Raw genomic sequence first — 23,359 nt, forward strand, 5'->3', positions numbered from 1 at the left:
GCCATGAGCGCCGTCCTGTCGATCGACCGCAGCGCGACCCAGCCGCTGAAGCTGCACGCGAACCCGCAGCAGAAGCACTGGTTCGACCCCATTCCGCCGCGCCCCACCGTGCAGGCCGAACGCCGCCACCGGCAGGAGCGCCTGGCGGGCGCCTTCCGCCTCTTCGCCCGTTTCGGCTTTGCCCAAGGCCTGGCCGGCCACATCACCGCGCGCGACCCCGAGCTGACCGACCACTTCTGGGTCAACCCGCTGGGCGTGCACTTCTCGCGCATCAAGGTGTCCGACCTGCTGCTCGTCAATTCGAAAGGCGAGACGGTCGTCGGCGACCGGCCGCTCAACAAGGCCGCCTTCGCTATCCACGCCGCGATCCACGAGCACAACCCGAACATCGTGGCCGCCGCCCACACGCACTCGACCTACGGCAAGGCCTGGTCCGCGCTGGGCCGCAAGCTCGACACGCTCACGCAAGACAGCTGCGTGTTCCACGACGACGTGGCGCTGTTCGACGACTTCACCGGCATGGTGGTCGACACCAGCGAGGGCGATCGCATCGCCCGCGCGCTGGGCGACAGGAAGGGCGCCATCCTCAAGAACCACGGCATCCTGACGGCCGGCCCCACCGTGGAGGCCGCCGCGTGGTGGTACATCGCGCTGGACAACGCCTGCCACACGCAATTGCTGGCCGAGGCGGCAGGCACGCCGCAGCCGATCGACGAAGCCACCGCGCGCCACACGCACGGCCAGATCGGCGGGCCCGAAGGCGCGATCCATTCCTTCGACAGCCTGTACGAAGGCCTGGTCGAGGCCGAACCCGAACTCCTGCTTTGACAATGACGACGAACCCCCGGAGCCTTTCCCCGATGAACGCATCCCTTTCCCGCCGCAGCGTGCTGCGCACCGGCGCCGCCGCCGCCGTGGTCGCCTCGGGCGGCCTCATCGCCTCGCAGGCCTTCTCGCAGCAGGCGCGCAAGCTCACCTTCGCCTGGAACGCCGCGGCCTTCTGCCTCTCGCCCGTGGTGGTGGCGCAGGAGCGCGGCTACTTCGAGCGCAACGGCCTGCAGGTGGACCTCATCAACTACACGGGCTCGACCGACCAGCTGCTCGAATCGCTCGCCACCGCCAAGGCCGACGCGGCCGTGGGCATGATCCACCGCTGGCTCAAGCCGCTCGAATCGGGCTTCGACGTGAAGATCGTCGGCAGCTCGCACGGCGGCTGCGTGCGCCTGGTGGGCGCCAAGGACGCGGGCGCCACCAGCCTGGCCAGCCTCAAGGGCAAGATCATCGGCGTGTCGGACATCGCGAGCCCGGGCAAGAACTTCTTCTCGATCCTGCTCGCGAAGAACGGCATCGACGCCGACCGCGACGTGACCTGGCGCCAGTACCCGGCCGACCTGCTCGACATCGCGGTGAAGAAGGGCGAGATCCACGCCATCGCCGACGGCGACCCGAACGTGTACCTGATCGAAAAGCGCAACCAGGGCACCTTCGTCGAGCTCGCGAGCAACCTCTCGGGCGAGTACAAGGACAAGGTCTGCTGCATCGTCGGCGCGCGCGGCGAGCTGGTGCGCAAGGACAAGGCGACCGTTGCCTCGCTGGTGCGCGCCATCGCGCAGGCCTCCGACTACGTGGCCGAGAACCCGAACGAATCGGCCAAGCTCTTCGCCAAGTATTCGCCCAAGGTGCCGGTCGAAGACCTGCGCGCGCTGCTGGGCACGCTCACGCACAACCACCACCCGCTGGGCCGCAAGCTGCGCGACGAGGTGGAGTTCTACGCGCGCGATTTCCGCGGCGTCGGCGTGCTCAAGAAGACCACCGACCCGGTGCGCTTCGCGGAGCACGTGTCCTTCGATCCGTTGGCATGAGCGCCGTCATCGACCGGGTGCTGGAAGCACCGCCGTCGGCGCCGGGCAGTTGGCGCCGCCCTGGCATCGAGAAGGCCGCGCCGGCTTCCGTGTTCGCGCGTCCCGCCGAAGGCTTCTGGCGCACCGGCGCGCTTGCGAGCGCGGGCTGGATCGCGCTGGGCATGCTCACCGTCTACTGGCCCAACAAGGCCGTGGGCTTCAGCGACTGGGCCTACACCGACGAGTTCGGCATCGCCGCCATCGCCATCGGCGCAGCGCTTCTGCTCGTGGCGCTGCTCGGCACGCGCGCCGGCCGCGTGGCGCGCACGCTGCGGCCGGCCGGGCCATGGCTGGTCGCGCTGCCGGTGCTGTTCGCGATCTGGGAGATCGCGACGGCCAAGCTCGCGCTGCTGCCCACGCCGTTCTTCGCGCCGCCGCAGAGTCTCATCGAAACCTACATCGACGACTGGCGCCGCCTCGGCGAAAGCCTGGCGCATTCGGCGCGGCTGCTCGCCCACGGCTTCGTGCTGGGCGCGCTGGCGGGCTTTCTCACGGGCGTGACCATCGGCTGGTCGCGCATCGCGGGCTACTGGGTGCATCCGGTGCTGCGCTTCGTGGGGCCGGTGCCGGCCTCGGCGCTGCTGCCGCTGGCGTTCTTCTTCTTTCCGTCGAGCTACGCGGCGGCCGTGTTCCTGATCGCGCTGGCCACGGGCTTTCCGGTGGCGGTGCTGACGTGGTCGGGCGTGGCGGGCGTCAACCGCAACTACTACGACGTGGCGCGCACCATGGGCGCGAGCGAGCGCTTCCTGGTGCTGCGCGTGGCGATTCCCGCCGCGCTGCCGCAGGTGTTCGTGGGCCTGTTCATGGGGCTGGGCGCCGCCTTCTCGGTGCTGGTGACGGCCGAGATGATGGGCGTGAAGGCCGGGTTGGGCTTCTACCTGTCGTGGGCGCAGGGGTGGGCCTCGTACTCGAACATGTACGCGGCGCTGATCGTGATGGCGCTGCTGTGCTCGGGCCTGATCACGCTGCTGTTCAAGGTGCGCGACCGCGTGCTGTCGTGGCAGAAGGGGACCGTGAAATGGTAGCCACCGTTGAAGCCAACGTGCGCCAGGCCGGCGCGCAGATCGACATCCAGGGCGTGAGCCACTGGTTCGATGTGCCGGCCGGGCCGCTGCAGGTGCTCGACGACATCGACCTCACGGTGAAGCCCGGCGAGTTCGTCGCGCTGCTCGGGCCGAGCGGCTGCGGCAAGTCGACGCTGCTGCGCCTCGTGGCCGGCCTCGAGCCCGCCACGGCCGGGCGCATCACGCAGGACGGCGCACCCATCACGCGGCCCGATCCGTCGCGCATCGTCGTTTTTCAAGACCCGACGCTCTACCCCTGGCGCAGCGTGTGGGACAACGTGGCGCTCGGCCTGCAGGCGCGCGGCGTGCTCAAGGCGCAACGCGGGCGCGTCGACGAAGCGCTGAAGCTCGTCGGCCTCGCCGACTTCGCGAAAGCCTTTCCGCACCAGCTCTCGGGCGGCATGGCGCAGCGCGTGGCGCTGGCGCGTGCGCTGGTCAACGACCCGCAACTGCTGGTGCTCGACGAGCCGCTGGGCAAGCTCGACTCGCTCACGCGCATCGCGATGCAGAGCGAGCTGGTCAACCTGTGGCAGCGCGCGGGCTTCTCGGCGCTGCTGGTGACGCACGACGTGGAAGAGGCGCTGTTCCTCGCCAACCGCGTGATCGTGCTGAGCGACCGGCCGGCGCGCATCGCGGCGGAGCTCGTGGTCGATTTGCCGTACCCGCGGCATCGCGGGCACGCGCGTCTTGCTGAACTGCGCCACGAAGCGCTGCGCCACTTGGGGCTCGACGCCACCTGGTAGATGTAGCTCGCCCCCAGGCTGCGCGCACTTCGTGTCGCTTCGCCAACCCCCTACCGGGGGCGGGCCGGCCGCTTCGGGCGGCCGTGCGCGGCGGCCCCCTTGAACAGATATGAACGCTCTGCCGGAAGCCGACTGGCTCAATTTCCTGATCGACCTGCTCCAGGGCGCCCAACTGCAGCTGCTGCGCGTGCTCGATGCGCTCGGCCTCGTGCAAAAGGTGAATGGCCAGCCGGCGTGGCCGTGGGCGCACCGGCTGTCGGGCGAGAACCTGCTGATCGACCTGGGGCAGGCGCGCAGCCTCGCATGGACGCTGGTGTGCGTGGGCGTGGCGCTGTTGCTGCTGTTGATTGCGCTGGTCTGGCGGCGTCCGCGCTGGTACCTGCTCGCGCTGGTGCCGATGCTGCTGATCGTTGCGCCATGGCCCCACGCGAACGTCGTGCTGGTGCCTGCGACGCCGACGAGTTTCCAGGCGTCGCCGACTGGCTTCACGGCCGCTTCCATTGCGAAGGGGCGCGTGCTCTATGCGCAGCACTGCGTGAGCTGCCACGGCACCGACGGCAAGGGCGAAGGGCCGCTGGCCGCCTCGCTCGCCGTGTGGCCGCCGAACCTCACGGGCCCGCTGCTGTGGCGCCGCGCCGATGGCGACCTGCTCTGGCGCGTGCTTCACGGCACCGCCGCCATGCCCGGCTTCGACGGCCCGCTCGACGCGGCCGATGCCTGGGCGCTCATCGACTACATGAAGGCGCAGGGCGCAGGCCAGAGCCTGCGTACGCTGGGCCACTGGCCGCAACCCGTGGGCCTGCCCGACATGGCGGTGCGCTGCGGCGCGCAGGCGCCCCGGTCGCTCGCGCAGTGGCGCGGGCAGCGCGTGCGCGTCGTGGCGGGCGCGGTCGCGCCGAGCGAAGACCCGCGCCTGGTGACGGTGCAGCTGCTGCCGCCCGGGGCGAAGTCCGCAGGTGTCACCGCCGATTGCGTGGCCGATTCACCGGCCGCGTGGGAGGCGCTGGCGCTCATCGCGGGCACCGACCAGCTCGCGGGCATGCAGCTGATCGCCGACCGCGACGGCTGGCTGCGCGTGCGCGGCCAGCCGGGACAGGCCGGCTGGTCCGACGACGACCTGCTGTGCCGCAGCGACAGCCCGCCGGCCGCTTCGGCGAAAGGCGCCGTGCTGCCGCTCGATGGCCTGGGCGCGCTCATCGCCCGCATGGACGCCGAGCCGGTGCGCTTCGTCAAGGGCGGCTTCATCCACTGATTTCTTTTCACTGCTTCCACGGAGAACGAACCCATGACCTCACACCTCGACCGATCGCGCCGCCAGCTGCTTGCCGGCGGCCTTGCCGCTGCCACGACCGCCACCTTGCCCGCCTTCGTCCGCGCGCAGGGCCGCCCGGTGCTCAAGGCCGGCGACCAGAAGGGCGGGCTGCGCGCGTTGCTCGAAGCGGCGGGCGGGCTCGAAGGCCTGGGCTACGACATCCAGTGGTCGGAGTTCCCGGCCGCCGCGCCGCTGGCCGAAGCGCTCAACGCGGGCGCGGTCGATTCGGGTCCGATCGGCGATGCGCCGCTGATCTTCGCGCTCGCGGCCGGCACGCGCGTCAAGGCCATCGGCGCGAACCGCTCCGACGCCTACGGCACGGCGGTGCTGGTGCGGCCCGATTCGCCGCTCAAGAGCGCGGCCGAACTCAAGGGCAAGAGCGTCGCCACCAACCGCGGCTCCATCGGCCACTACGTCACGCTCAAGGCGATCACCGCGGCGGGCCTGAAGCCCGAGGATGTGAACCTGCGCTTCCTCGCGCCGGCCGATGCCAAGCTCGCACTCACGCAAGGCTCGGTCGATGCCTGGGCCACCTGGGAGCCCTACACCGCGCTGGCCGAAATCAGCCGCCATGCGCGCGTGCTGGTCAGCGGGCGCGGCCTGCTGCCGGGGCTGAGCTACCTCGCCGCGACCGACGCTGCCATTGCCGCCAAGCGGCCGGTGCTGCAGGACTTTCTGCAGCGCGTGGTGAAGGCGCAGCGCTGGTCGTACCGCAACGTCGATGCCTTCTCGGCCACGCTCGCACGCATCATCGGCATTCCGCCCGAGGCGGCGAAGCTGCAGTTCGAGCGCCGCCAGCAGCAGTGGGTGGCCATCGACGCGCAGGTCATCGCCGACCAGCAGGGCACAGCCGATTTCTACCGGCAGGTGGGGCTCATCAAGCAGCCGCTCGACGTGAAGGGCACGTTCGACACGGGCTTCTTCAACGCAGCTGCTTAGGGCCGTCGTTCGAGCGCCTGCACGCGGAAGTCCTGCGGTGCGATGCCGTAGGCGCGACGAAAGGCGCGGCTGAAGTCCGAGGCGCTGCGAAAGCCGGCGCCGTAGGCGATGTCGGTCACCATCACATGCGGGTAGCGCGCCAGGTCGCTCGCCGCCTGGCGCAGCCGCAGGCTGCGGATGTAGCTGCCCAGCCCGCCTTCGTGCTGGAACATGCGGTACAGCGTGGGGCGCGGCAGCTGCAGCGCGGCCAGCACGCTCTCGGGCGTGAGGTCGGCGCGGTGCAGGTGCGTCTGCACATGGCGGCGCACCCGGTCGAACATGGCGGCGCGTGCCGCCGCGCGCGCGTTGCCGTCGAAGCCGGCCTGCTTGCCGAAGGCCGACACCACCAGCTGCGCGCCCGTGCGCACCGCGCTCTGGGCCGCCGCCGGCGTCATGCCGCCGATGTGGCGCGCCAGCGAGATCGCATGCCCCGCCGCCAGCCGCGCCAGCGGCGTGGTGCAGGCCAGCGTGCGCCCGTGCAGGGCCTCGGGGTCGGGGAAGCTCTCCTGCACCAGCGCGCCGGGCACGAAGAAGGTGTGGACCCGGCAGTCGTGGCGCCGCATGCGCACCGGCTGGTTCATGTCCAGCGCGAGGATGGTGGGCGTGCCGGCGGGGGCGGGCGGCGGTTCTCCCTTGCGGCGTGCACCCGGCGTGGCGCGCACCCGCAGGTCGTCCACGCCGCCTTCCTCGAACACATGGAACACGAAGTCGCGCACGCTGTCGGTCGACACGCGGGCCAGCGAGCGCTCCAGCACCAGCGTGTCGGAGCGGCATTCGGTGAAGACCAGGCCGCCCACGTCGTAGCGGTCGATCGCGGCGTGGAAGGGGCGCTCGAGCGCGTCGCGCGAGGGCAGGGCGTCCATCACATGGCCGACGCGCGCGCGCCAGGCCAGGAACTGCCGGTCGGGCGGCTCTGCGTGCACGTCGAAATGGCTGTGCGCCACGCCCGGGGGACAGAGGGGGCGTTCGGGGGCCGTGGCGGCGCTGTGCGTCATAGGGCGAGGTCGGAGCGGCGCCAAGGGGCTGGGGGGTCCATGCCCGCCAAATAGTACTAACTAAGCGTTAAAAAATCACAGATTTTGCGAAATTCTCCCAAGAACTGAGACGGAAGGTCAAGGCTGTTTACAAAGCGACCTCAGGCTCGCGAGAGGCGTCCTTGCATTGCATTTCGTGGCACAAGGACGCCGGGTTTACTTTTTCCCCTAGCGTTGATCGACCGAGCGAGCATTGACATGTCCAAAGGAAGCGCCGAGCTGCGTGCCATTTCGGAACTGGACGACGCACCGCCCTTGAGCCCCGCGGTGGCCGCGAACGCCGCGGCGCGGCTCTTTGCCCAGGCCAACCAGCTGGAGCTGGCCAACCTGATGGCGGCGGTCGAGCGCGGCGACGTGTGGGCCGCTGCGCGCACGGCGCGGCAGATCCTGTGCGACATCGAGGAGGCGGCCCTGGCGGCGCACGGGCTCGACAGGGCGCACGAAGAAACCGGCGACGAGGGCCTGCTCTCGCCGCGCGAACTCAAGGTGCTGGAGCTCGTGGCCCAGGGTTGGAGCAACCGGCGCGTGGCCGAGGCGCTGCACCGCTCCGACAGCACGGTCGCCAGCCAGATCAAGAGCATCTACCGCAAGCTGTCGGTCCATTCGCGCACGCAGGCCGTGCACGAGGCCATGCGGCGCGGGCTGCTGCGCCCCTCGGGCGCGACGCAGCGCCGGGTGATCAGCTTCCCGGGGTCCGGGCCCGCGCGCGGCTGAGCTCAGGCGGCCTTGCGCGTGCGCGGCGTGGGCATGCGGCCGGCCGCCGGCAACTGCTCGCGCAGGTAAGCCAGGAAGGTGCGCACCACCTCCGGCAGCGTGCGATCGGCCAGCGTCTGCAGCTCGACCGAACGCCCGCGCATGCCGGGCTCGCGGATCTCGGCCGCCACCAGTTCGCCGCGCTGCACGCGGTCGCGCACCGTGATCTCGCCCGTGATGGCCAGGCCGCCGCCCTGCAGCACGAAGTTGGCGAGCGCCTCGAAACGGTTGCTCACCAGCACGGGCTCGAACACGAGGCCGCGGTTGCTGCAGCCCACGTCGAACAGCTGGCGCACCGTGTTCTCGGGGCTGCCCAGCGCGATGGGGAAGGGGTGCATCTGCGCCAGCGTCACGCTGCGCGACTTCGCTAGCGCATGGTCGGGCCGCATGATCGCGAACACCGACGCCGGCTGGCGATGCTCGACCCGGATGCCGCGCACCGCCGCGCGGCTGTAGGTCAGGCCGATGTCCGCTTCGCCAAGCAGCACGGCATCGCTCACCTGCGTCGGGCCGGTGGCATCGAGCCGGAAGCGCACGCCCGGGTACTGTTCGCGGAATGCCGCGATGGTGCGCGGCAGGAACTCGTTGGCGAAGCCCGAGGAACAGGCGATGCGCACCCGCCCGCTCAGCGGCCCCTGCAGCGCCTGGATGTCCGACAGCACGCGCTCGGCCTCCAGCGCGCCGCGCAGCGCGTGCGCCGCCAGCAGCTCGCCTGCGGCGCTGGGCACCATGCCGCGCGGGCGGCGCTCGAACAGCGGCGCGCCCACCAGGGTTTCGAGCGCGGCCACCTGGCGGCTGATGGCCGAGATGCTGACGTTCAGCCGCGCGGCCGCCTCGGTGAGCGAGCCCGTGCGGGCCACTTCGAGGAAGTAGCGCAGCGAGGTTTCCTGCAGGCGGCGGCTCGGCATGGGGTGAGGTGAGGTTTGCAAGGAATGCAAAGGTAGCTCAAGAAAATAGCAATTGTTGAAAAGGTGCCCGCTTTTTATGCTGCGCAGACACCCGGTTCTCCGTCCTGCTCCCTTCTGCGCTGCCACCCATGCCCACTCCTTCCCCTCGCTCTTCCCGTCGCCTGATGGCGCTGCTCCCCACGGCTGTCCTGCTGCTGGGCCACGGCCTCGCGCAGTCGGCCGAACTCTCGCCAGCCCTGGCCGAGCGCCATGCGCAGGGCACCTACCGCGAGTACTTCGAACTGCTGGCCCTGCCCAACGACGCCACCGTGCCGGAAGACATCCGCAAGAACGTCGACTGGCTGGAGCAGGCCTTCCGCAAGCGCGGCTTCACGACGAAGCAGCTGCCCAACAGCGGCAAGCCGATGCTCTACGCAGAGTTCCCGGGCAGCGACCCCGCGCGCAAGACGGTGCTGTTCTACATGCACCTCGATGGCCAGCCGGTGATCCCCGCGCAGTGGGCGCAAAAGAGCCCGTGGACGCCCGTGCTCAAGCGCAGGACGGACAAGGGCGAGTGGGAAGAGATCGACGCGGCCCCGCTCTTCAGCGGCCCGCTGGACCCCGAGTGGCGCGTGTTCGGCCGGGCCTCGGCGGACGACAAGGGCCCGATCATGATGTTGCTGGCGGCCATCGACGCGCTCAAGGCCGGCGGCGGCCAGCCGGCGGTCAACGTGAAGGTGATCCTCGACAGCGAGGAAGAAAAGGGTTCGCCGTCCATCAGCCAGGTCATGCAGGCCCACCGCGAGCTGCTGCGCAGCGACGCCATCGTGATCCACGACGGCCCCATGCACGCCACCAACCGGCCCACGCTGGTGTTCGGCAACCGCGGCGCGGCCGATGCGCGGCTCACCGTGTACGGCGCCAAGGTGCCGCTGCACAGCGGGCACTACGGCAACTACGCGCCCAACCCGGCCCAGCGCCTGGCCAGCCTGCTGGCCACGATGAAGGACGACACGGGGCGCGTCACCGTGCCCGGCTACTACGACCGCGTGAAGATCGGCGAGGCCGAGCGCAAGATCATGGCCGCCGTGCCCGACGACGAGGCCGCGCTCAAGCGCCGCCTGGGCATCGCCCGCACCGACAGGGTCGGCGCCAACTACCAGGAGGCGATGCAGTACCCCTCGCTGAACGTGCGCGGCATGGCCTCGGCGGCCGTGGGCGACAAGGTGGCGAACATCGTCCCCGACAAGGCCGAGGCCGAGATGGACCTGCGCACCACGCCCGACTCCGACGCGCCCTACCTGGGCAAGCTCATCGAGGCGCACATCGTCAAGCAGGGCTACCACCTCGTGAAGGGCGCGCCGACCGACGAGGAGCGCGCCCGCTACGACAAGCTCGCCAGCTTCAGCTACCGCAGCGAGGGCGCCGACGCGGCGGGCTCGCCGATCAACTCACCGATCGGCCAGTGGGCCTACAAGGCGCTGACCGACACCTTCGGCACCACGCCCGAGCCGGTGCGCATCCGCATGATGGGCGGCACCGTGCCGACGGCGGAAATCGTGCGCGTGCTGCAGGTGCCGTTCGCGATCATTCCGCTGGTGAACGCCGACAACAACCAGCACGCGGCGAACGAGAACCTGCGCATGGGCAACTACGTGACCGGCGTGCAGACGGTCTACGCGCTGATGACACACGGGTTCTGAGCCCCCGAACGGGGCGGGCGCTCGTCAGGCCCCCTTGCCGGGCTTCTGCGCCTGTTCGCATTCCACCTGGACCAGCTCGCGCTGGTCCAGCGTCGCGCCGAAGCGAACCGCACTGAGGCAGCCGCCCCACACGCAGCCCGTGTCGGTCGACAGCAGGTCGGGCCGCGAGAGCCAGCCCAGCGTCGACCAGTGGCCGAAGGCGACCGTGGCCGCGGCGGTCTTGCGGCCCGGCACGTCGAACCACGGCAGGAAGCCCTCGGGGCCGGGAATGGCGCCGTCCTTGCTCTCGAACTCCATCACGCCTTCGGGCGTGCAATAGCGCAGGCGCGTGAGCGCGTTGACGATCACGCGCAGCCGCGCGTGGCCCGTGAGCGCGTCGTCCCAGTGGTCGGGCGTGTTGCCGTACATCTCGTGCAGGAAGTCGCCCAGTGCAGGGCCGCGCAGCACCGACTCGACCTCCGACGCCAGCGCCAGCGTGTCGCCCACCGTCCACTGCGGCAGCACGCCGGCATGCACCATCAGCAGGTCGCCGCCGCCGACCTGCATGTGCAGCGCCATGTGCTGCTGGCGCAGCCAGTCGAGCATCGCCTCGCTGTCGGGCGCGCCCAGCAGGCCGGCCACGGTGTCCTTGCGGCCGCCCTTGCGAACGCCGTGCGCCACGCCCAGCAGGTGCAGGTCGTGGTTGCCCAGCAGGCCGCGCGCCGAGGCGCCGTAGCCCTGCAGGCGGCGCAGCACCGCGGCCGAATCGGGGCCCCGGTTGACCAGGTCGCCAAGCACCACGAGGGTGTCGCGGCTGGGAGAGAAATCGATCTTGTCGAGCAGCCGGCCCAGGGGGGCATCGCAGCCCTGGACGTCGCCGATACAGTAAAGTGACATTCCCTCATTCTCTCCCCCCGTTCATGGATGTCTTCCTGCTGGCCTTGCTGACCACCCTCAATGCGGTGTTCGCAATGTCCGAAATGGCCCTTTCCACCAGCCGCCGCGCACGCCTCGCGGCCTTGGCCGAAACGGGGGACACCGGGGCCGAGGCCGCGCTGAAGCTGATGGAATCGCCCACGCAATTCCTCTCGACCGTGCAGATCGGCATCACGTCCATCGGCATGCTCAGCGGCATCGTGGGCGAGGCCGCCTTCGCGGCGCCGCTCGCGGTGTGGATGGAAGGCCTGGGCATGGGCGCCGGCACCTCCAGCATCGTGTCGACCGCGGTGGTGGTGACCTGCATCACCTTCTTCACCATCATCTTCGGCGAGCTGGTGCCCAAGCGCATCGGCCAGCTGTACCCCGAGCCGGTGGCGCGCTTCGTGTCGCGCCCCATGCGCGGGCTGGCCAAGGCGGCCAAGCCCTTCGTGTGGCTGCTGGCCGGCGCCACCGCCACCACGCTGAAGCTGCTGCGCATCGACGCCAACGCCGCGCGCTCGGTGACGGAAGAAGAAATCTCGGCCAGCCTCGAAGAAGGCGTGGACGCCGGCGTGATCGAGCAGCACGAGCACCAGATGGTGCGCAACGTGTTCCACCTGGACGACCGCCGCCTGTCGTCGCTCATGATCCCGCGCGCCGACATCGAATGGCTCGACGCCTCCAACACCGTGGCGCAGGCGCTGCAGAAGGTGGCGGACGCCGCGGCGCTCAACCTCGTGCACTCGTGGTACCCCGTGTGCCGCAACTCGCTGGACGACGTGGTCGGCGTGATCAGCGTGGCGCACCTGCTGCGCCTGGGTTCCGGCCACAAGGGCGTGCTCGGCCAGGAAGCCACGCCCGCCGTGTTCGTGCCCGAGACGCTCACCGGCATGGAGCTGCTCGAGCAGTTCCGCACGCGCGCCGGCCGGCTGGTGTTCGTGGTCGACGAGTACGGCGTGGTGCAGGGCCTCATGACCCCGCGCGACCTGCTCGAGGCCATCACGGGCGAGCTGCAGCCCGGCATGCAGGCCGACGCCTGGGCCCACCAGCGCGCCGACGGCATGTGGGAGCTCGACGGCCTCATGCCCGTGTCGGAACTGCGCGCGCGCCTGGGCATCCGCGAGCTGCCCGACGAAGAGCGTGGCCGCTACAACACCGTGGCCGGCCTGCTGATGTCCGTGTCGGGCCACCTGCCCGCCGTGGGCGAGCACATCGACTGCGCGGGCTGGTGCTTCGAGGTCGTGGCGCTCGAAGGGCGCCGCATCGACCGCGTGCTGGCGTCGCCGGACCCGGCCGCGCCGCAAGAAGACTGAAGAGGAGGGCGCGGCCATGCTGTCGCTGCTTGCACTGAGTTGCCCCCAATGCTCGGCCCCGCTGCCGCGCGCGGCGCGCTGGCGCACCGTCAACTGCGGCTACTGCGGCGCCACCATCACGCGCGGCACCGAGACCGTCGAGCGCGAGAGCTTTCGCGCCGCCTGGCGCCGCGCCAACGCGGCGCAGCTGTCGGACACCGGTCGGCTGCTGCAATGGCGCGGCGCGCACTACCGCGTGCTCGCGCCGCTGGGCCAGGGCGAGCACAGCGAGGTGCTGCTGGCCGAACGGCTGGGCGCCGTGCCCGAGCGCGTGACGATCAAGCTCGCGCGCGACGCGGCGGGCGACGCCGTGCTGGCGCGCGAGGCCGCCGTGCTGCAGGCGCTGCAAGCCCTGTCGGTGTCCGGCGCGGCCTACTTCACGCGGCGGTTGCCGCAGCCGCTGGGCCTGGGCGTGGCGCAGGGCCTCGGCGACGGCGAACGGCAGGCGCTCGTGCTGCGTCACCCGACCGGTTTCTGGGGCAGCCTGCAGGAAGTGCAGCAGGCCAATCCGCAAGGCATCGATGCGCGCCATGCCGTCTGGCTCTGGCGGCGCATGCTCGAAGTGCTGGCCTTCGTGCACGGCGCCGGCTGGACGCACCGCGCGCTCACGCCCGCGCATGCGCTCGTGCATCCGCGCGACCACGGCGTGCTGCTCATCGGCTGGTCGCAGGCCAGACAGGACGTGTCGGGCGGCGCCATCGGGCGCGACCTGATGGCGTCGGCGCGCAGCGTGCGCGCGCTGCTGTCCGATGGCGCCGCGCCCGCACCGATCGCCGCCTTGCTGCGCGAATGCAGCGACGACGCCGTCGCCTGCGAGCGCCTGGGCGCGCAGGGCATCGAGCAGGCGCTGTCGGTCGCCTCGCGCGAGGCCTTCGGGCCGCCGCGCTTCGTTCACTTCGACCCCGCGCCGGCCGGCTAGCCGCCAGCCTTTCACTTTTTCCCGCACGAAGGAGCACGTCCATGGGTTACGGAAATTACTCGCACGCCGCCCACGCGGCCATCGTGGCCGACCGCGCCGCCAAGTCCGGCAGCGAGGTCTTCACGCAGACCGCCACGCACGCGCTCATGAACCCGCAGGGGCTCAAGGTGCGCGAGTCGCGCGACAACGCCGACCATCCGAACTCGCTGGGCATCGCCTTCGCGCTCGACGTCACCGGCTCGATGGGCGACATCCCGCAGACCCTCGCACGCCGCGAGCTGCCCACCTTCATGAAGCTCCTGACCGACTGCGGCGTGGCAGACCCCCAACTGCTGTTCATGGCCATCGGCGACGCCACCTCCGACCAGGCGCCGCTGCAGGTGGGCCAGTTCGAGTCGACCGCCAATCTCATGGACCAGTGGCTCACCTGGAGCTACCTCGAAGGCGGCGGCGGGGGCAGCGGCGAAGAAAGCTACGAGCTGGCCTTCTACGTCATGGCGCAGCACACCGACATGGACTGCTGGGTGAAGCGCAAGAAGCGCGGCTACCTGTTCGTCACCGGCGACGAGCTGCCGTACCCGGCGGTGTCGCGCCACCAGGTCGAGGGGCTCATCGGCGAGAAGCTCGACGAGGACATTCCCATCGAGGAAGTCATCGCCGCCGCGGCCGAGACCACCCACCTGTTCTTTTTGATTCCCGACGCACAACGCCGTCGCCGCTGCGAGCCGCGCTGGCGCGAACTGCTCGGCGACCACGTGATCTGCATGGATTCGCCCGACGACGCCTGTGCCGTGGCGGCCGGCATCGTCGCGCTCACCGAGAAGGCCGTGCCCAGCCTCGACGCGCTGGCCGGCGTGATGGCCGCCACCGGCATGGCCAAGGAGCGCGTGGGCGGCGTGCTGCACGCGCTCGACGGCTACGCCGCGCTGCTCGATCCGAACGCACCGCGCCGCGCCACGCCGGCCGCCGGTCACGGGGCGCGCAGCTCGTGGTGGAAGCGGCTCTTCGGTTGACGGCCTGCCGTTGACTTCGACGCGTTACGTCTCGCTGCTCGGCCTCGGTTTCGGCGACTGCGGCAAGGGCCGCTTCACCGACTTCCTGTGTGGCGCCTGGGGCGCGCACACCGTGGTGCGCTTCAACGGCGGCGCGCAGGCCGGCCACAACGTGGTGCTGGCCGACGGCCGCCACCACACCTTCTCGCAGTTCGGCGCGGGCAGCTTCCATGCCGGCGTGGCGACGGTGCTCGCCAGCCCGGCGGTGGTGCACCCGACGGCGTTGCGCGTCGAGGCCGAGGTGCTGCAGCGCGCGGGTGTGCCCGACGCTTTTGCTCGCCTGTTCGTCGATGCACGCTGCCGCGTGACCACGCCGTTCCATCAGGCTGCTGGCCGCTTGCGCGAATGGGCACGCGGCGCGGCGGCGCATGGCAGCTGCGGCGTCGGCGTGGGCGAGACCGTGCGGCAAGCATTGGCAGCGCCCGAAACGACGCTGCACTACGGCGATCTGGTTCACCCTGCGCGCACGCTCGACACGCTCGAGGCTTTGCGCCTCGCGCTGCACCGCGAGTACGCGAACGCGCTGCCTTCGTCGGCCGAGGCCGCGCAAGAGCTGTCCGTGCTCGCCGATGCCTCACTCGCATCACGCTGGCTCGACGCCGTGCAGCCCTGCCTGCGCCAGTCGCCGCCCGCGAGCGCCGACACCATCGGCGAACGGCTGGCGCGCGCCGGCACCGTGCTGTTCGAAGGCGCGCAGGGCGTGCTGCTCGACGAGTGGCGCGGCTTTCATCCGCACACGACCTGGAGCACCGTCTCCACCGCCGCCGTCGAGGCGGTGCTGCGCGACGCGGGCATTGCCGCACCCGTGCAGCACCTGGGCGTGCTGCGCAGCCACCTCACGCGGCACGGCGCCGGCCCGCTGCCCACGCACGACCGCGCGCTCGATGCGCGGCTGGCCGAGCCGCACAACGCCGACGACGGCTGGCAGGGCGCGTTCCGCCGTGGCCACCCCGACGCGGTGCTGCTGCGCTACGCGCTCGCCGCCGCCGGGCCGCTCGACGGGCTGCTCGCCAGCCATCTCGATGCCGTCGCGCATGCGGACCTGCGCTGGTGCACCGGCTACCGCAGCGCCGACGGCCACACGCTGTCATCGCTGCCGCTCGGCGATGCGACCGACCTGGACCACCAGCACGCGCTCACCCGCCTGCTGGAAGGCGCCCAACCTTTGTACGAATCGCAACCCGTCGCCAGCGCCCCCGAGTGGGTGCGGCGCGTGGAAGCCCTCAGCGGCCTGCCCGTGCGCTTCGGCGCGTTCGGTCCAGTGCGCGAGGCCGTTCGCGCGCGCGACCTGCTGCTCTGATCTCATGAGAAAGCCTGCGTGACCCCCAACCTCTTCCTGATCGCCGGTGCCGTGCTGAGCGCCATCGCCGCGCTCTTGCACATCTGCGTCATCTTCGGCGGCCCGTCCTGGTACCGCTTCTTCGGTGCGGGCGAGCGCATGGCCGCGAGCGCAGAAGCCGGCCACCTGTACCCCGTGGCCGTCACGCTGGTCATCGCCGGCATGCTGGGCGTGTGGGCCGCCTACGCGCTGGCAGGCGCCGGCGTGTTGCAGCCGCTGCCCTTGCAGGCGCTGGTGCTGCCCGCCATCACCGCCGTGTACCTGCTGCGCGGCCTTGTCGCCGTCGCGGTGTGGCTGTTCGACCGGCGCCGCCTCAGTGCTTTCTGGGTGTGGAGCTCGCTCGTGTGCTTCGTGTACGGCGTGGTGCACCTCGTCGGGCTCGTGCAGGTCTGGGACACGCTCTGACGACCGGGCCGCTGCGGCACTCAAGCAGAATCAGAACCGAAAAACTTCTCTCCGTTTTCTTCCTCCCACGATCGATCCCATGACCACTCCCGAAGACATCTACACCGAACCCCCGGCCGACCCCGACACGCTCGCCAACCTCGGCCCGCTGCGGCCGATGGCGGGCATCTGGGAGGGCATGAAGGGCGTCGACGTCAAGCCGAAGAAAGAGGGCCCGAAGACGCAGGTGTATGTCGAGCACTACGAGCTGCAGCCCATCGACGCGCAGACCAACGGCCCGCAGCTGCTGTACGGCCTGCGCTACCACACCTACATCCACAAGCCCGGTCTCACCAAGATGTACCACGACCAGGTCGGCTACTGGCTGTGGGAGCCGGCCACCAGCACCGTGTTTCTCACGCTGGCCATTCCGCGCGGGCAGGTGGCCATGGCCAGCGGCCACGTGAAGCCCGGCGACACCGAGTTCACGCTCAGCGCCGAGCACGGCAGCCTGGTGAACGGCATCGTGTCGAACCCGTTCCTGGAGCGCGCCTTCACCACGGTGGCGTGGAACATCACGGTGAAGATCAACGCCGACGGCACCTGGTCGTACGACCAGGACACCGTGATGCAGATCCTGGGCCAGGCCGAGCCTTTCCATCACACCGACCGCAACACGCTCACGCGCGTCGGCGAGCCGGGGCTCAATCCGCTGGCGAAGACGGCGGCGGCCTGAAGCCGTTCAGTCGGCGGGCGGCTTCGGCGTGCGCAGGCGCCGCAGCCGCACGGTGAGCTCCTTCACCAGCTGAAGCTCCCCGCGCCGCTGCGCCACCTCCAGCGCCTGCGCGAACGAGGCTTCGGCCTTCGCGGCGTCGCCGAGCGCCAGCGCGAGCAGGCCCTGCAAGCGCCACGCGGCGGTGAACTCGGGGTCGAAGGCCAGCGCCTTCTCGACATGCATCAGCGCCGTGGGCGCGTCGTCGCGCCGGTGGTGCGCCAGCGCCAGGCTCATGCGCAGCAGGGCGCCGTCGCGGCCGGCGGCCAGCAGGCGCTCGAGCGCCTCGGGGGAGGGGCCGGGTGGGGTGGTGGCGTTGTTCATGGCATTGGTTCGACCTTCCTTGAGGGACTTTGAGCGCCGGCCGGCGGGCACGTAAATATCAAAGAATAATCTTTGATATTTAAAAACGCAGGCGCTCCGATGAATCTCCCTATCTCCGTCTGGCTGTTCCAGTCCCTCCACGCGCTGGGCATGGCGCTGTGGCTTTCGATTGCCGTGCGCAACAACTGGCGCGGCTTTGCGGGCTCAGCGTTCGCGGTCGGCGGCACGATGTCGATGGCGCCGTTGCGCGTCGACCCTGCCATCGACACGCCTTTGCTGACGCGCGCCATCCGCTCGGTGGCGCTGCACCGCGCGGCGCTGGGCGTGGTGTTGGCACTGCAGTTGGCGGCGGCGCTGGCGTTCTGGGCCGGCAGCGCGATGCTGGTGGTCGGTGGCGACCTGGCGGCCGCACGGCCATGGCTCAACCTGGGGCTGGCCGGCTTTGCCGCCTTCCTGTTTGCGATGCACCTGGGCGGCCTGTGGTTCGGCTACTGGATACGGCAAGAGGGCCTGCAGCTCACGCACCTCGTGCTGCTCCTGTGGGTGCTGGCGGCGTTCTTCCTGTTCAACCTGTCATGGCACTGATGCCGCCTTCGTCCTACGCGCGCGGTGAGGCCACGCCCACAGCCCGCGCGACGCGCTGCATCCACCATCGGTGCCCATGAACAGAGTGATTCTTGCGTTCCTGGGTGGGGTTGCCTGCGCTGCCGCCGTGGTAGCCATTGCTGAGCCCGTGAGAGTGCCCGTCGACAGCGACGACAAGGGCACGGCCTACATCGCGCCCAACGTGAACTCCACCGAAACCTCGGCCCGCACGAACGGTGCCACGGTCGGTGTGCAGCGCCCGGACGGCAGTGCTTTGGAAGCCGGTACCGACACGTCTGGCAAGCGGCCCACCTATTCGGTCGGTGCCAAGACCGGCGGCGACGTCTCCTTCTCGGGCGGTGCGCACTCGGACGGCAAGGCCAACACCGGCGTGAAGGCCGGCATCACCATCAAGTACTGATCGGTCAGACCATCGTCGCGTAGACGATGAAGCCCTCGTGCTTTGCCATCTTGTCGTAGAGCATCCGCCCCGCCGCATTGGTCGTGTGCGTCTGCCAGTACACGCGGTGTGCACCCGCGTGTCGCACCTGTTCGTACACGCCCTCGATCAACTGCCGGCCCACGCCCTGGCCGCGTTCGGACGATTGCGTGAACAGATCCTGCAGGTAGCAGTTGGGCTCGATGCGCGTCGTGCTGCGGTGGAACAGGTAGTGCACCAGCCCCACCAGCTGCCCCTCGCGTTCGGCCACCAGCGCATGCACCGGCTCGTACGGATCGAAGAAGCGCTGCCACGTGACCTGCGTGATCGCCTCGGGCAGGGCCGTGGGGCCCTCGCGGCCGTAGAAGGCGTTGTAGCCGTCCCAGAGCGGCTTCCAGGCGGCGAAGTCGTCGGGCGTGGGCGGGCGGATCAGGAGCGCGGGCGTGGTCATGGGGTCAGGAGGCCTTTCCGTTGGGAGCGAGTGTGCCGCGCGCCGCGATGGCGGCAGCGGCGGTGGTCGCGGCGTTGACAGGGCAGGACGGCAGCGCCACCGGCACCGCTGCGGGCATGGGCTCGGGCACCGGCCCCATCGACTTTTCGAGAAAGTCGAGCATTGCGCGCATCGCCGCGCTGTTGTGGCGGCGTTGCGAGTACGCGGCATACAGCCAGTGCTCGTGCGGCATGTGGTCGCGCAGCACCGGCACCAGCGCGCCGCGCTCCAGGTGCGACTGCGCCAGCGGCTCGGGCACGTAGGCCACGCCCACGCCGCGCAGCGCCAGCTCGATCAGCGCCACCGCGTCGTTGGCCTCCATGCGGCTGTGCACCGCCACGTCGTGCGGCTGGCCGTCGGTCTCGAACGGCAGGTGCGTGGTGGGCATCGGCGAATAGCTCAGCACGTCGTGGCGCGCCATGTCCTCGGGCACCTGCGGAATGCCGCGCTGCGCCCAGTAGGCGGGCGACGCGCACACCACCATGTCGAAGCGCACCAGCCGGCGCACGATCAGGTTCATGTCGTCGATGCGCCCGCCCGTCAGGTGGATGTCGATGCCTTCCTCGATCAGGTCGATGTCGTGGTTGGTGAAATTCAGGCTCACGTACACGTCGGGGTAGAGCTTGATGAACTCCGCGATCACGTCCGAAAGCCAGCCCGCGATGAGCCCGTGCGGCGCGCTCATGCGCAGGCGCCCGCGCGGGTGCGAGCCGTGCGCCTGCAGGTCGTTGAGCGTGTTCTCGGCCATCGTCACCAGCTCGGTGCTGCGCTCCAGCAGCACCTCGCCCGCGTCGGTGAGGCTCAGGGAGCGGGTCGAGCGGTTGAGCAGGCGCACGCCGCTGCGCGCTTCCAGCTCGGCCACATAGCGGCTGACCGTCGCCTTGGACATGCCCAGCGACAGGGCCGCGCGGGAGAAGCTGCGCCGGAACGCGACTTCGCGGAACGTTTTGATGAGATCGAGACCATCCATAGATCGGCGCATTGTTCCAGCATCGGGGGAGGGGGCACGGGTCGTAGGGGCATCCCGGTTTTGCGCTGCAAAGGGGGTGGGAATGCGTGGCTATACTGCCGCCCGTTGCGCCTGAGGAGGCGCGGCCGGGCTTGGTCTCCCGAAGCACCTCTGCGCTCACCTCTTGGAGGCCATGATGGCGCTCGTTCCCTTGCTCCCCGAATCCTCGGCGACTCTCTGCGCCGAATCGCTCGCCCTTCAGGCCTGCGACGACCTCGACAGCTTTCACATGGTGCGCCGCGCGTATGCGTGCATCGAGAAACTCATCGTGCCGCAACACGTGAACGACACCGATGACGTGTACCCGACGCGCACCGAACTCGGCGCGCTCGTGCGGCTGGTCAACGAAGAACTGCAGCGGCGCATCGAAAGGGCGGAGACCACGCTGCAGTCGCTGCGTGCTGCCGTGGGCGATGCCCAGCGGGGCTGACGGCTCAGGCGGGGCGCTCGCCGTTTTCCGCCGGTGGTTGCTGTTGTCGCTGCTGTAGCGTCGTTGAGATGCCGTAGAGCGCCAGCATGCCGAGCACGTGCCCGATGGCAACGCCCGGCTCACCCGACTCAATTCGCGCGATCGTCTGGACGTGAACGCCCAAGCGCGCGGCAGCGACGGCCTGGCCCTCGCCAGCCGTTGTGCGCGCCAGCTTGGCAGCAGCACCGAACGCCTTGATCGCTTCGATCGCGTCGTCTCCGATGTCGGAAGAAATTCGTTTTCCTTGGGCCATGGGGTGATTGTCACTGCTTGCCGGGGAGGCGTCCGGGGCGGGTAGGTACGATCAGGCTCATGTCTGCCATGAGAGCTTCCACGAGACCATCCCCAACGTCGCCTTTTCATCGGCTTCCCCAGACGCAGCGGACGTGGTCATCACCGATGGCTGGCCTCGAGGCACGGAGCAGTTGAGCCGTCCACTGTCCGTCGAAGATCTGACTCGGATGGGCAACCCCGTGCTGTTGCCGACGCCACCGTTCACTGTCGGTGGTGAACTTTCGGTGGACCCTCGTCGCTATCCGCACTTCGCCGGCTACGAGCAGAAGAAGCTCCTCTTGCCGGTGCAAAGAGCGGTGCTTCAATATCTGCTTGCAACCTGAATTGGCCGGGGCCTGTCAGTCGAGTACTGGACGGAATTAGAGTCGAAAAAACTGAATAGCCTATGAGCGAGGACTTCATCTCCATCAGTCGATCGCTTGTCGAGGACGCATGGAGCAACCCCGACAAGTGGGAAACGAATCTTGCCTCTGCGCAAGCGTTGCTCTCGAAGGCGCTCGTTGAATCCCCTGGCAATGTCCTTGCCCTGACGTGCTTGGGCGCCGTGCTTTCCGATCAAGGCAAGCACAAAGAGGCTGCATCCGCCCTGAAGCGTGCAGTCGAACTCGGCTCCACCGACCGGAACACTTTCTTCAACCTCGGCGTGGCAACGATGAACTTCGGCTCACGCGCGAAAGCCATGTCTGCATTCCGTGGAGCCGAAGGGCTCCAGGCTTCGCCGCTGTCGTGGCCGGCATACTTTGATGCGCAGGCCCATTGAGCACCCTCCCACCCCAAGCAAGGAGATCCGCATGAGAACGCTGAAAATCATGGAGCACATCTCGCTGGATGGCGTGATCCAGACCTCGGGCGAAGACGGCTTTCCCTACGCGGACTGGACCGCGCCCTACCGCAGCCCCGCCGGCCGGGATGAAGTGCTCGCCGCGCATGGCGGGCGCTTCGATCTGCTGCTCGGACGTCGCACCTACGACATGTGGTCGGACTACTGGCCCAAGGCACCGAGCGGTGCGATGGCGGATGGACTGAATGCAGCAACCAAGCATGTCGTGACCCACCGCCCCGAGAGCCTGGCATGGGGACCGTTCGAAAGCGTGGGGACGGACGTCGTCGAAGGCGTTCGCCGCCTCAAGTCGCAGGCGGGCCCGAATCTGATCCTCTGGGGCAGTTCCTCGCTGACATCGACGCTGCTGGAGCATGGCCTTGCCGATGAAGTGCTGCTGGTCGTCTATCCGGTGCTGCTGGGCGCAGGAAAGCGCTTCTTCGCGCAGGGCACGCCACCCCGCGCCTTCGAGCTCGTCACCACGAAAGCAATGCCGTCAGGCATCCTCCTCAGCGCCTACAAGGTCGTCGGTCCGTTGAAGGCCGGGTAGTCGAACCGCGAAACATCGCGAGCGAAATCACAAGGAACATCTTGATCCACCGCATCCGCACGGCCCTCGTGGCCTGCACCTTGGGCGCCGCGGCACTGGCCGTTTCCGCGCAGGTCAACATCGGCTTCATCGGCACGCTCTCCGGCCCCGGGGCCGCGCTCGGGCAGGAGCAGTACGACGGCTTCATGCTGGCGGTCGAGCAGCGCCAAGGCATGCTCGGCGGCGTTCCCGTGGCGGTCCTCAAGGAAGACGACCAGCACAACCCCGAGCGCGGGGCGCAGCTGGTGCAGAACCTGATCGAGAAGGACAAGGTCAGCTTCATCACCGGCGTGACCTTCTCCGACGTGATGATGGCCATGGCCAAGCCGATGGCCCGGGCGGGCATGCTGTTCGTCGGCTCGAATGCCGGCCCCGCGCCGATCGCCGGCAAGCAGTGCAACACCAGGTTCGTCTTCGCCTCGTACCAGGACGAGTACCAGGCCGGGATCGTGGGACGGTACGCGGTCGACAAGGGTTACTGGAAGACGCTGTTCATTGCGCCCGACAACGCGTCGGGCAAGGACCAGCTGCGCGGCTTCAAGCGCTACTACTCGGGTGAGGTGGTGAGCGAAATCAACGTCAAGCCCGACCAGACCGACTACGCGGCGGCGCTGGCGCAGATCCAGCGCGTGGCGCCCGATGCGGTGGTGGCCTTCCTGCCGGGCGACATGGGCGTGAACTTCATCCAGCAGATGAACCGCTCGGGCCTGCTGAGCAAGGTGCCCTTGCTGACCGTGGGCACGGTCGATGGCACGACGCTGCCGCTGCTCAAGGATGCTGCGCTCCATGTGCTGGCCGGCGCGGTCTGGGGCCCCGACCTGCCGAGCCCGACGAGCAAGGCTTTCGTTGCCGCCTTCGAAAAGAGGCACGGGCGCATCCCCTCGCAGTATGCGGCGCAAGGTTTCGATGCGGCGCTCCTGATCGACCGCGCGCTGAAGGAGACCAAGGGCTCCGTCGCCGATCGCGGTGCCTTGCGCAACGCGCTCAACGAGGCCGACTTTTCGTCGGTGCGCAGCGGCTTCAAGTTTCTGCGCAACGGTTTCCCGGTGCAGGACGGGCACGTCTTCGTGGTCGCGAAGGACGCGCAGGGCCGTGTGTCGCTCAAACGGGTCGCCACGCCGCTGGAGGCGAACCCGGATGGGTACTGGAACGAGTGCCGGTAGGCAGGGGCCGGCGGCATCAGGCCAAGCCCCCGACGTTCACAGCGCCTATGCTCGGCGTTCAAGAACAAACCCCGTCCGTCCCGGCCA

Annotated in this window: 28 protein-coding genes; 21 read left to right on the top strand and 7 right to left on the bottom strand. The window is 69.5% G+C overall.

Going from position 1 to position 23,359, the window contains the following annotated elements; translation table 11 throughout:
• Positions 1-3: 3 nt before the first annotated feature.
• The 6 genes from AC1RGU_RS02405 to AC1RGU_RS02430 all read left to right on the top strand — a co-directional run bounded on the left by AC1RGU_RS02405 (position 4) and on the right by AC1RGU_RS02430 (position 5,959).
• Positions 4-828 (top strand): class II aldolase/adducin family protein, encoded by an 825-nt coding sequence (locus AC1RGU_RS02405; protein ID WP_492694470.1) that lies wholly within the window; start codon positions 4-6, stop codon positions 826-828.
• 32 nt (positions 829-860) lie between these two features.
• The gene (locus AC1RGU_RS02410) at positions 861-1,862 is read left to right on the top strand and encodes an ABC transporter substrate-binding protein (protein WP_062482528.1); all 1,002 of its coding nucleotides are present in this window, start codon (positions 861-863) and stop codon (positions 1,860-1,862) included.
• Complete coding sequence (locus AC1RGU_RS02415) at positions 1,859-2,926, top strand: ABC transporter permease (RefSeq protein WP_492694472.1); 1,068 nt, start codon at positions 1,859-1,861, stop codon at positions 2,924-2,926. Before AC1RGU_RS02410 ends, AC1RGU_RS02415 begins: the two co-directional genes overlap by 4 nt.
• A complete protein-coding gene (locus tag AC1RGU_RS02420) occupies positions 2,920-3,708 on the top strand; it encodes an ABC transporter ATP-binding protein (RefSeq protein WP_492694474.1) in 789 nt (262 codons plus the stop codon). The genes AC1RGU_RS02415 and AC1RGU_RS02420 overlap by 7 nt, the downstream gene beginning before the upstream one ends.
• Before the next feature lie 109 nt (positions 3,709-3,817).
• The gene (locus tag AC1RGU_RS02425) at positions 3,818-4,960 is read left to right on the top strand and encodes a c-type cytochrome (RefSeq protein WP_492694476.1); all 1,143 of its coding nucleotides are present in this window, start codon (positions 3,818-3,820) and stop codon (positions 4,958-4,960) included.
• Between the two features lie 33 nt (positions 4,961-4,993).
• Positions 4,994-5,959, top strand: coding sequence for an ABC transporter substrate-binding protein (locus AC1RGU_RS02430; RefSeq protein ID WP_492694478.1), 966 nt, complete (start codon positions 4,994-4,996; stop codon positions 5,957-5,959).
• Here the strand turns inward: AC1RGU_RS02430 and AC1RGU_RS02435 are convergent.
• Positions 5,956-6,993, bottom strand: a complete 1,038-nt coding sequence (locus AC1RGU_RS02435) for an AraC family transcriptional regulator (protein ID WP_492694480.1) — start codon at positions 6,991-6,993, stop codon at positions 5,956-5,958. The two genes, AC1RGU_RS02430 and AC1RGU_RS02435, sit on opposite strands and share 4 nt — an antisense overlap.
• Before the next feature lie 237 nt (positions 6,994-7,230).
• Here AC1RGU_RS02435 and AC1RGU_RS02440 point away from each other — a divergent pair, with 237 nt between their 5' ends.
• Entirely contained in the window at positions 7,231-7,746 is a 516-nt protein-coding gene (locus AC1RGU_RS02440; protein ID WP_492694482.1) for a response regulator transcription factor, read from the top strand.
• Positions 7,747-7,748: 2 nt separating this feature from the next.
• Here AC1RGU_RS02440 and AC1RGU_RS02445 read toward each other — a convergent pair whose 3' ends face one another.
• Positions 7,749-8,693 (bottom strand): LysR family transcriptional regulator, encoded by a 945-nt coding sequence (locus tag AC1RGU_RS02445; protein ID WP_492694484.1) that lies wholly within the window; start codon positions 8,691-8,693, stop codon positions 7,749-7,751.
• A gap of 128 nt (positions 8,694-8,821) precedes the next feature.
• Between AC1RGU_RS02445 and AC1RGU_RS02450 the strand changes: the two genes are divergently transcribed.
• Positions 8,822-10,375 (top strand): M20/M25/M40 family metallo-hydrolase, encoded by a 1,554-nt coding sequence (locus AC1RGU_RS02450; protein WP_492694486.1) that lies wholly within the window; start codon positions 8,822-8,824, stop codon positions 10,373-10,375.
• Between the two features lie 24 nt (positions 10,376-10,399).
• Here AC1RGU_RS02450 and AC1RGU_RS02455 read toward each other — a convergent pair whose 3' ends face one another.
• On the bottom strand, positions 10,400-11,251 hold the full coding sequence (locus AC1RGU_RS02455; protein WP_492694488.1) for a symmetrical bis(5'-nucleosyl)-tetraphosphatase: 852 nt from the start codon (positions 11,249-11,251) through the stop codon (positions 10,400-10,402).
• Between the two features lie 23 nt (positions 11,252-11,274).
• Here AC1RGU_RS02455 and AC1RGU_RS02460 point away from each other — a divergent pair, with 23 nt between their 5' ends.
• From AC1RGU_RS02460 to AC1RGU_RS02485, 6 genes are all read left to right on the top strand, one after another.
• On the top strand, positions 11,275-12,585 hold the full coding sequence (locus AC1RGU_RS02460) for a hemolysin family protein (RefSeq protein ID WP_307637330.1): 1,311 nt from the start codon (positions 11,275-11,277) through the stop codon (positions 12,583-12,585).
• A 16-nt stretch (positions 12,586-12,601) separates the two neighbouring features.
• On the top strand, positions 12,602-13,543 hold the full coding sequence (locus tag AC1RGU_RS02465; RefSeq protein WP_492694490.1) for a protein kinase family protein: 942 nt from the start codon (positions 12,602-12,604) through the stop codon (positions 13,541-13,543).
• 41 nt (positions 13,544-13,584) lie between these two features.
• On the top strand, positions 13,585-14,556 hold the full coding sequence (locus tag AC1RGU_RS02470; RefSeq protein ID WP_492694492.1) for a VWA domain-containing protein: 972 nt from the start codon (positions 13,585-13,587) through the stop codon (positions 14,554-14,556).
• Between the two features lie 10 nt (positions 14,557-14,566).
• Positions 14,567-15,895 (top strand): adenylosuccinate synthetase, encoded by a 1,329-nt coding sequence (locus AC1RGU_RS02475; RefSeq protein ID WP_492694494.1) that lies wholly within the window; start codon positions 14,567-14,569, stop codon positions 15,893-15,895.
• 18 nt (positions 15,896-15,913) lie between these two features.
• A complete protein-coding gene (locus AC1RGU_RS02480) occupies positions 15,914-16,339 on the top strand; it encodes a hypothetical protein (protein WP_492694496.1) in 426 nt (141 codons plus the stop codon).
• 79 nt (positions 16,340-16,418) lie between these two features.
• On the top strand, positions 16,419-17,054 hold the full coding sequence (locus AC1RGU_RS02485; protein WP_492694498.1) for an FABP family protein: 636 nt from the start codon (positions 16,419-16,421) through the stop codon (positions 17,052-17,054).
• Between the two features lie 6 nt (positions 17,055-17,060).
• On the opposite strand, the gene AC1RGU_RS02490 is transcribed toward AC1RGU_RS02485, so the two are convergent.
• Positions 17,061-17,414, bottom strand: coding sequence for a hypothetical protein (locus AC1RGU_RS02490; protein WP_492694499.1), 354 nt, complete (start codon positions 17,412-17,414; stop codon positions 17,061-17,063).
• Between the two features lie 99 nt (positions 17,415-17,513).
• Here AC1RGU_RS02490 and AC1RGU_RS02495 point away from each other — a divergent pair, with 99 nt between their 5' ends.
• Both AC1RGU_RS02495 and AC1RGU_RS02500 read left to right on the top strand, forming a co-directional pair.
• A complete protein-coding gene (locus AC1RGU_RS02495; RefSeq protein ID WP_492694501.1) occupies positions 17,514-17,999 on the top strand; it encodes a DUF2165 family protein in 486 nt (161 codons plus the stop codon).
• Positions 18,000-18,147: 148 nt separating this feature from the next.
• The gene (locus AC1RGU_RS02500; RefSeq protein ID WP_492740788.1) at positions 18,148-18,420 is read left to right on the top strand and encodes a hypothetical protein; all 273 of its coding nucleotides are present in this window, start codon (positions 18,148-18,150) and stop codon (positions 18,418-18,420) included.
• 4 nt (positions 18,421-18,424) lie between these two features.
• Here the strand turns inward: AC1RGU_RS02500 and AC1RGU_RS02505 are convergent, their stop codons facing one another.
• Positions 18,425-18,889: a GNAT family N-acetyltransferase gene (locus AC1RGU_RS02505; RefSeq protein ID WP_492694503.1), complete on the bottom strand. Its 465-nt coding sequence runs from the start codon at positions 18,887-18,889 to the stop codon at positions 18,425-18,427.
• Between the two features lie 4 nt (positions 18,890-18,893).
• Positions 18,894-19,898, bottom strand: coding sequence for a LysR family transcriptional regulator (locus AC1RGU_RS02510; RefSeq protein ID WP_492694505.1), 1,005 nt, complete (start codon positions 19,896-19,898; stop codon positions 18,894-18,896).
• A 175-nt stretch (positions 19,899-20,073) separates the two neighbouring features.
• Here AC1RGU_RS02510 and AC1RGU_RS02515 point away from each other — a divergent pair, with 175 nt between their 5' ends.
• Positions 20,074-20,367: a hypothetical protein gene (locus tag AC1RGU_RS02515; RefSeq protein WP_492694507.1), complete on the top strand. Its 294-nt coding sequence runs from the start codon at positions 20,074-20,076 to the stop codon at positions 20,365-20,367.
• 4 nt (positions 20,368-20,371) lie between these two features.
• Here the strand turns inward: AC1RGU_RS02515 and AC1RGU_RS02520 are convergent, their stop codons facing one another.
• The gene (locus tag AC1RGU_RS02520; RefSeq protein ID WP_492694509.1) at positions 20,372-20,659 is read right to left on the bottom strand and encodes a helix-turn-helix domain-containing protein; all 288 of its coding nucleotides are present in this window, start codon (positions 20,657-20,659) and stop codon (positions 20,372-20,374) included.
• 133 nt (positions 20,660-20,792) lie between these two features.
• Between AC1RGU_RS02520 and AC1RGU_RS02525 the strand changes: the two genes are divergently transcribed.
• From AC1RGU_RS02525 to AC1RGU_RS02540, 4 genes are all read left to right on the top strand, one after another.
• Positions 20,793-21,023: a hypothetical protein gene (locus tag AC1RGU_RS02525; protein WP_492694511.1), complete on the top strand. Its 231-nt coding sequence runs from the start codon at positions 20,793-20,795 to the stop codon at positions 21,021-21,023.
• A 62-nt stretch (positions 21,024-21,085) separates the two neighbouring features.
• On the top strand, positions 21,086-21,460 hold the full coding sequence (locus AC1RGU_RS02530) for a tetratricopeptide repeat protein (RefSeq protein ID WP_492694513.1): 375 nt from the start codon (positions 21,086-21,088) through the stop codon (positions 21,458-21,460).
• Positions 21,461-21,491: 31 nt separating this feature from the next.
• Positions 21,492-22,070 carry a dihydrofolate reductase family protein gene (locus AC1RGU_RS02535; RefSeq protein ID WP_492694514.1) on the top strand — a complete coding sequence of 193 codons (579 nt, stop codon included), beginning with the start codon at positions 21,492-21,494 and terminating at the stop codon, positions 22,068-22,070.
• A 41-nt stretch (positions 22,071-22,111) separates the two neighbouring features.
• Positions 22,112-23,272 carry an ABC transporter substrate-binding protein gene (locus AC1RGU_RS02540; protein ID WP_492694515.1) on the top strand — a complete coding sequence of 387 codons (1,161 nt, stop codon included), beginning with the start codon at positions 22,112-22,114 and terminating at the stop codon, positions 23,270-23,272.
• Positions 23,273-23,359: the final 87 nt, after the last annotated feature.

Source organism: Variovorax sp. GW823-FHT02B07 (genome assembly GCF_058797695.1).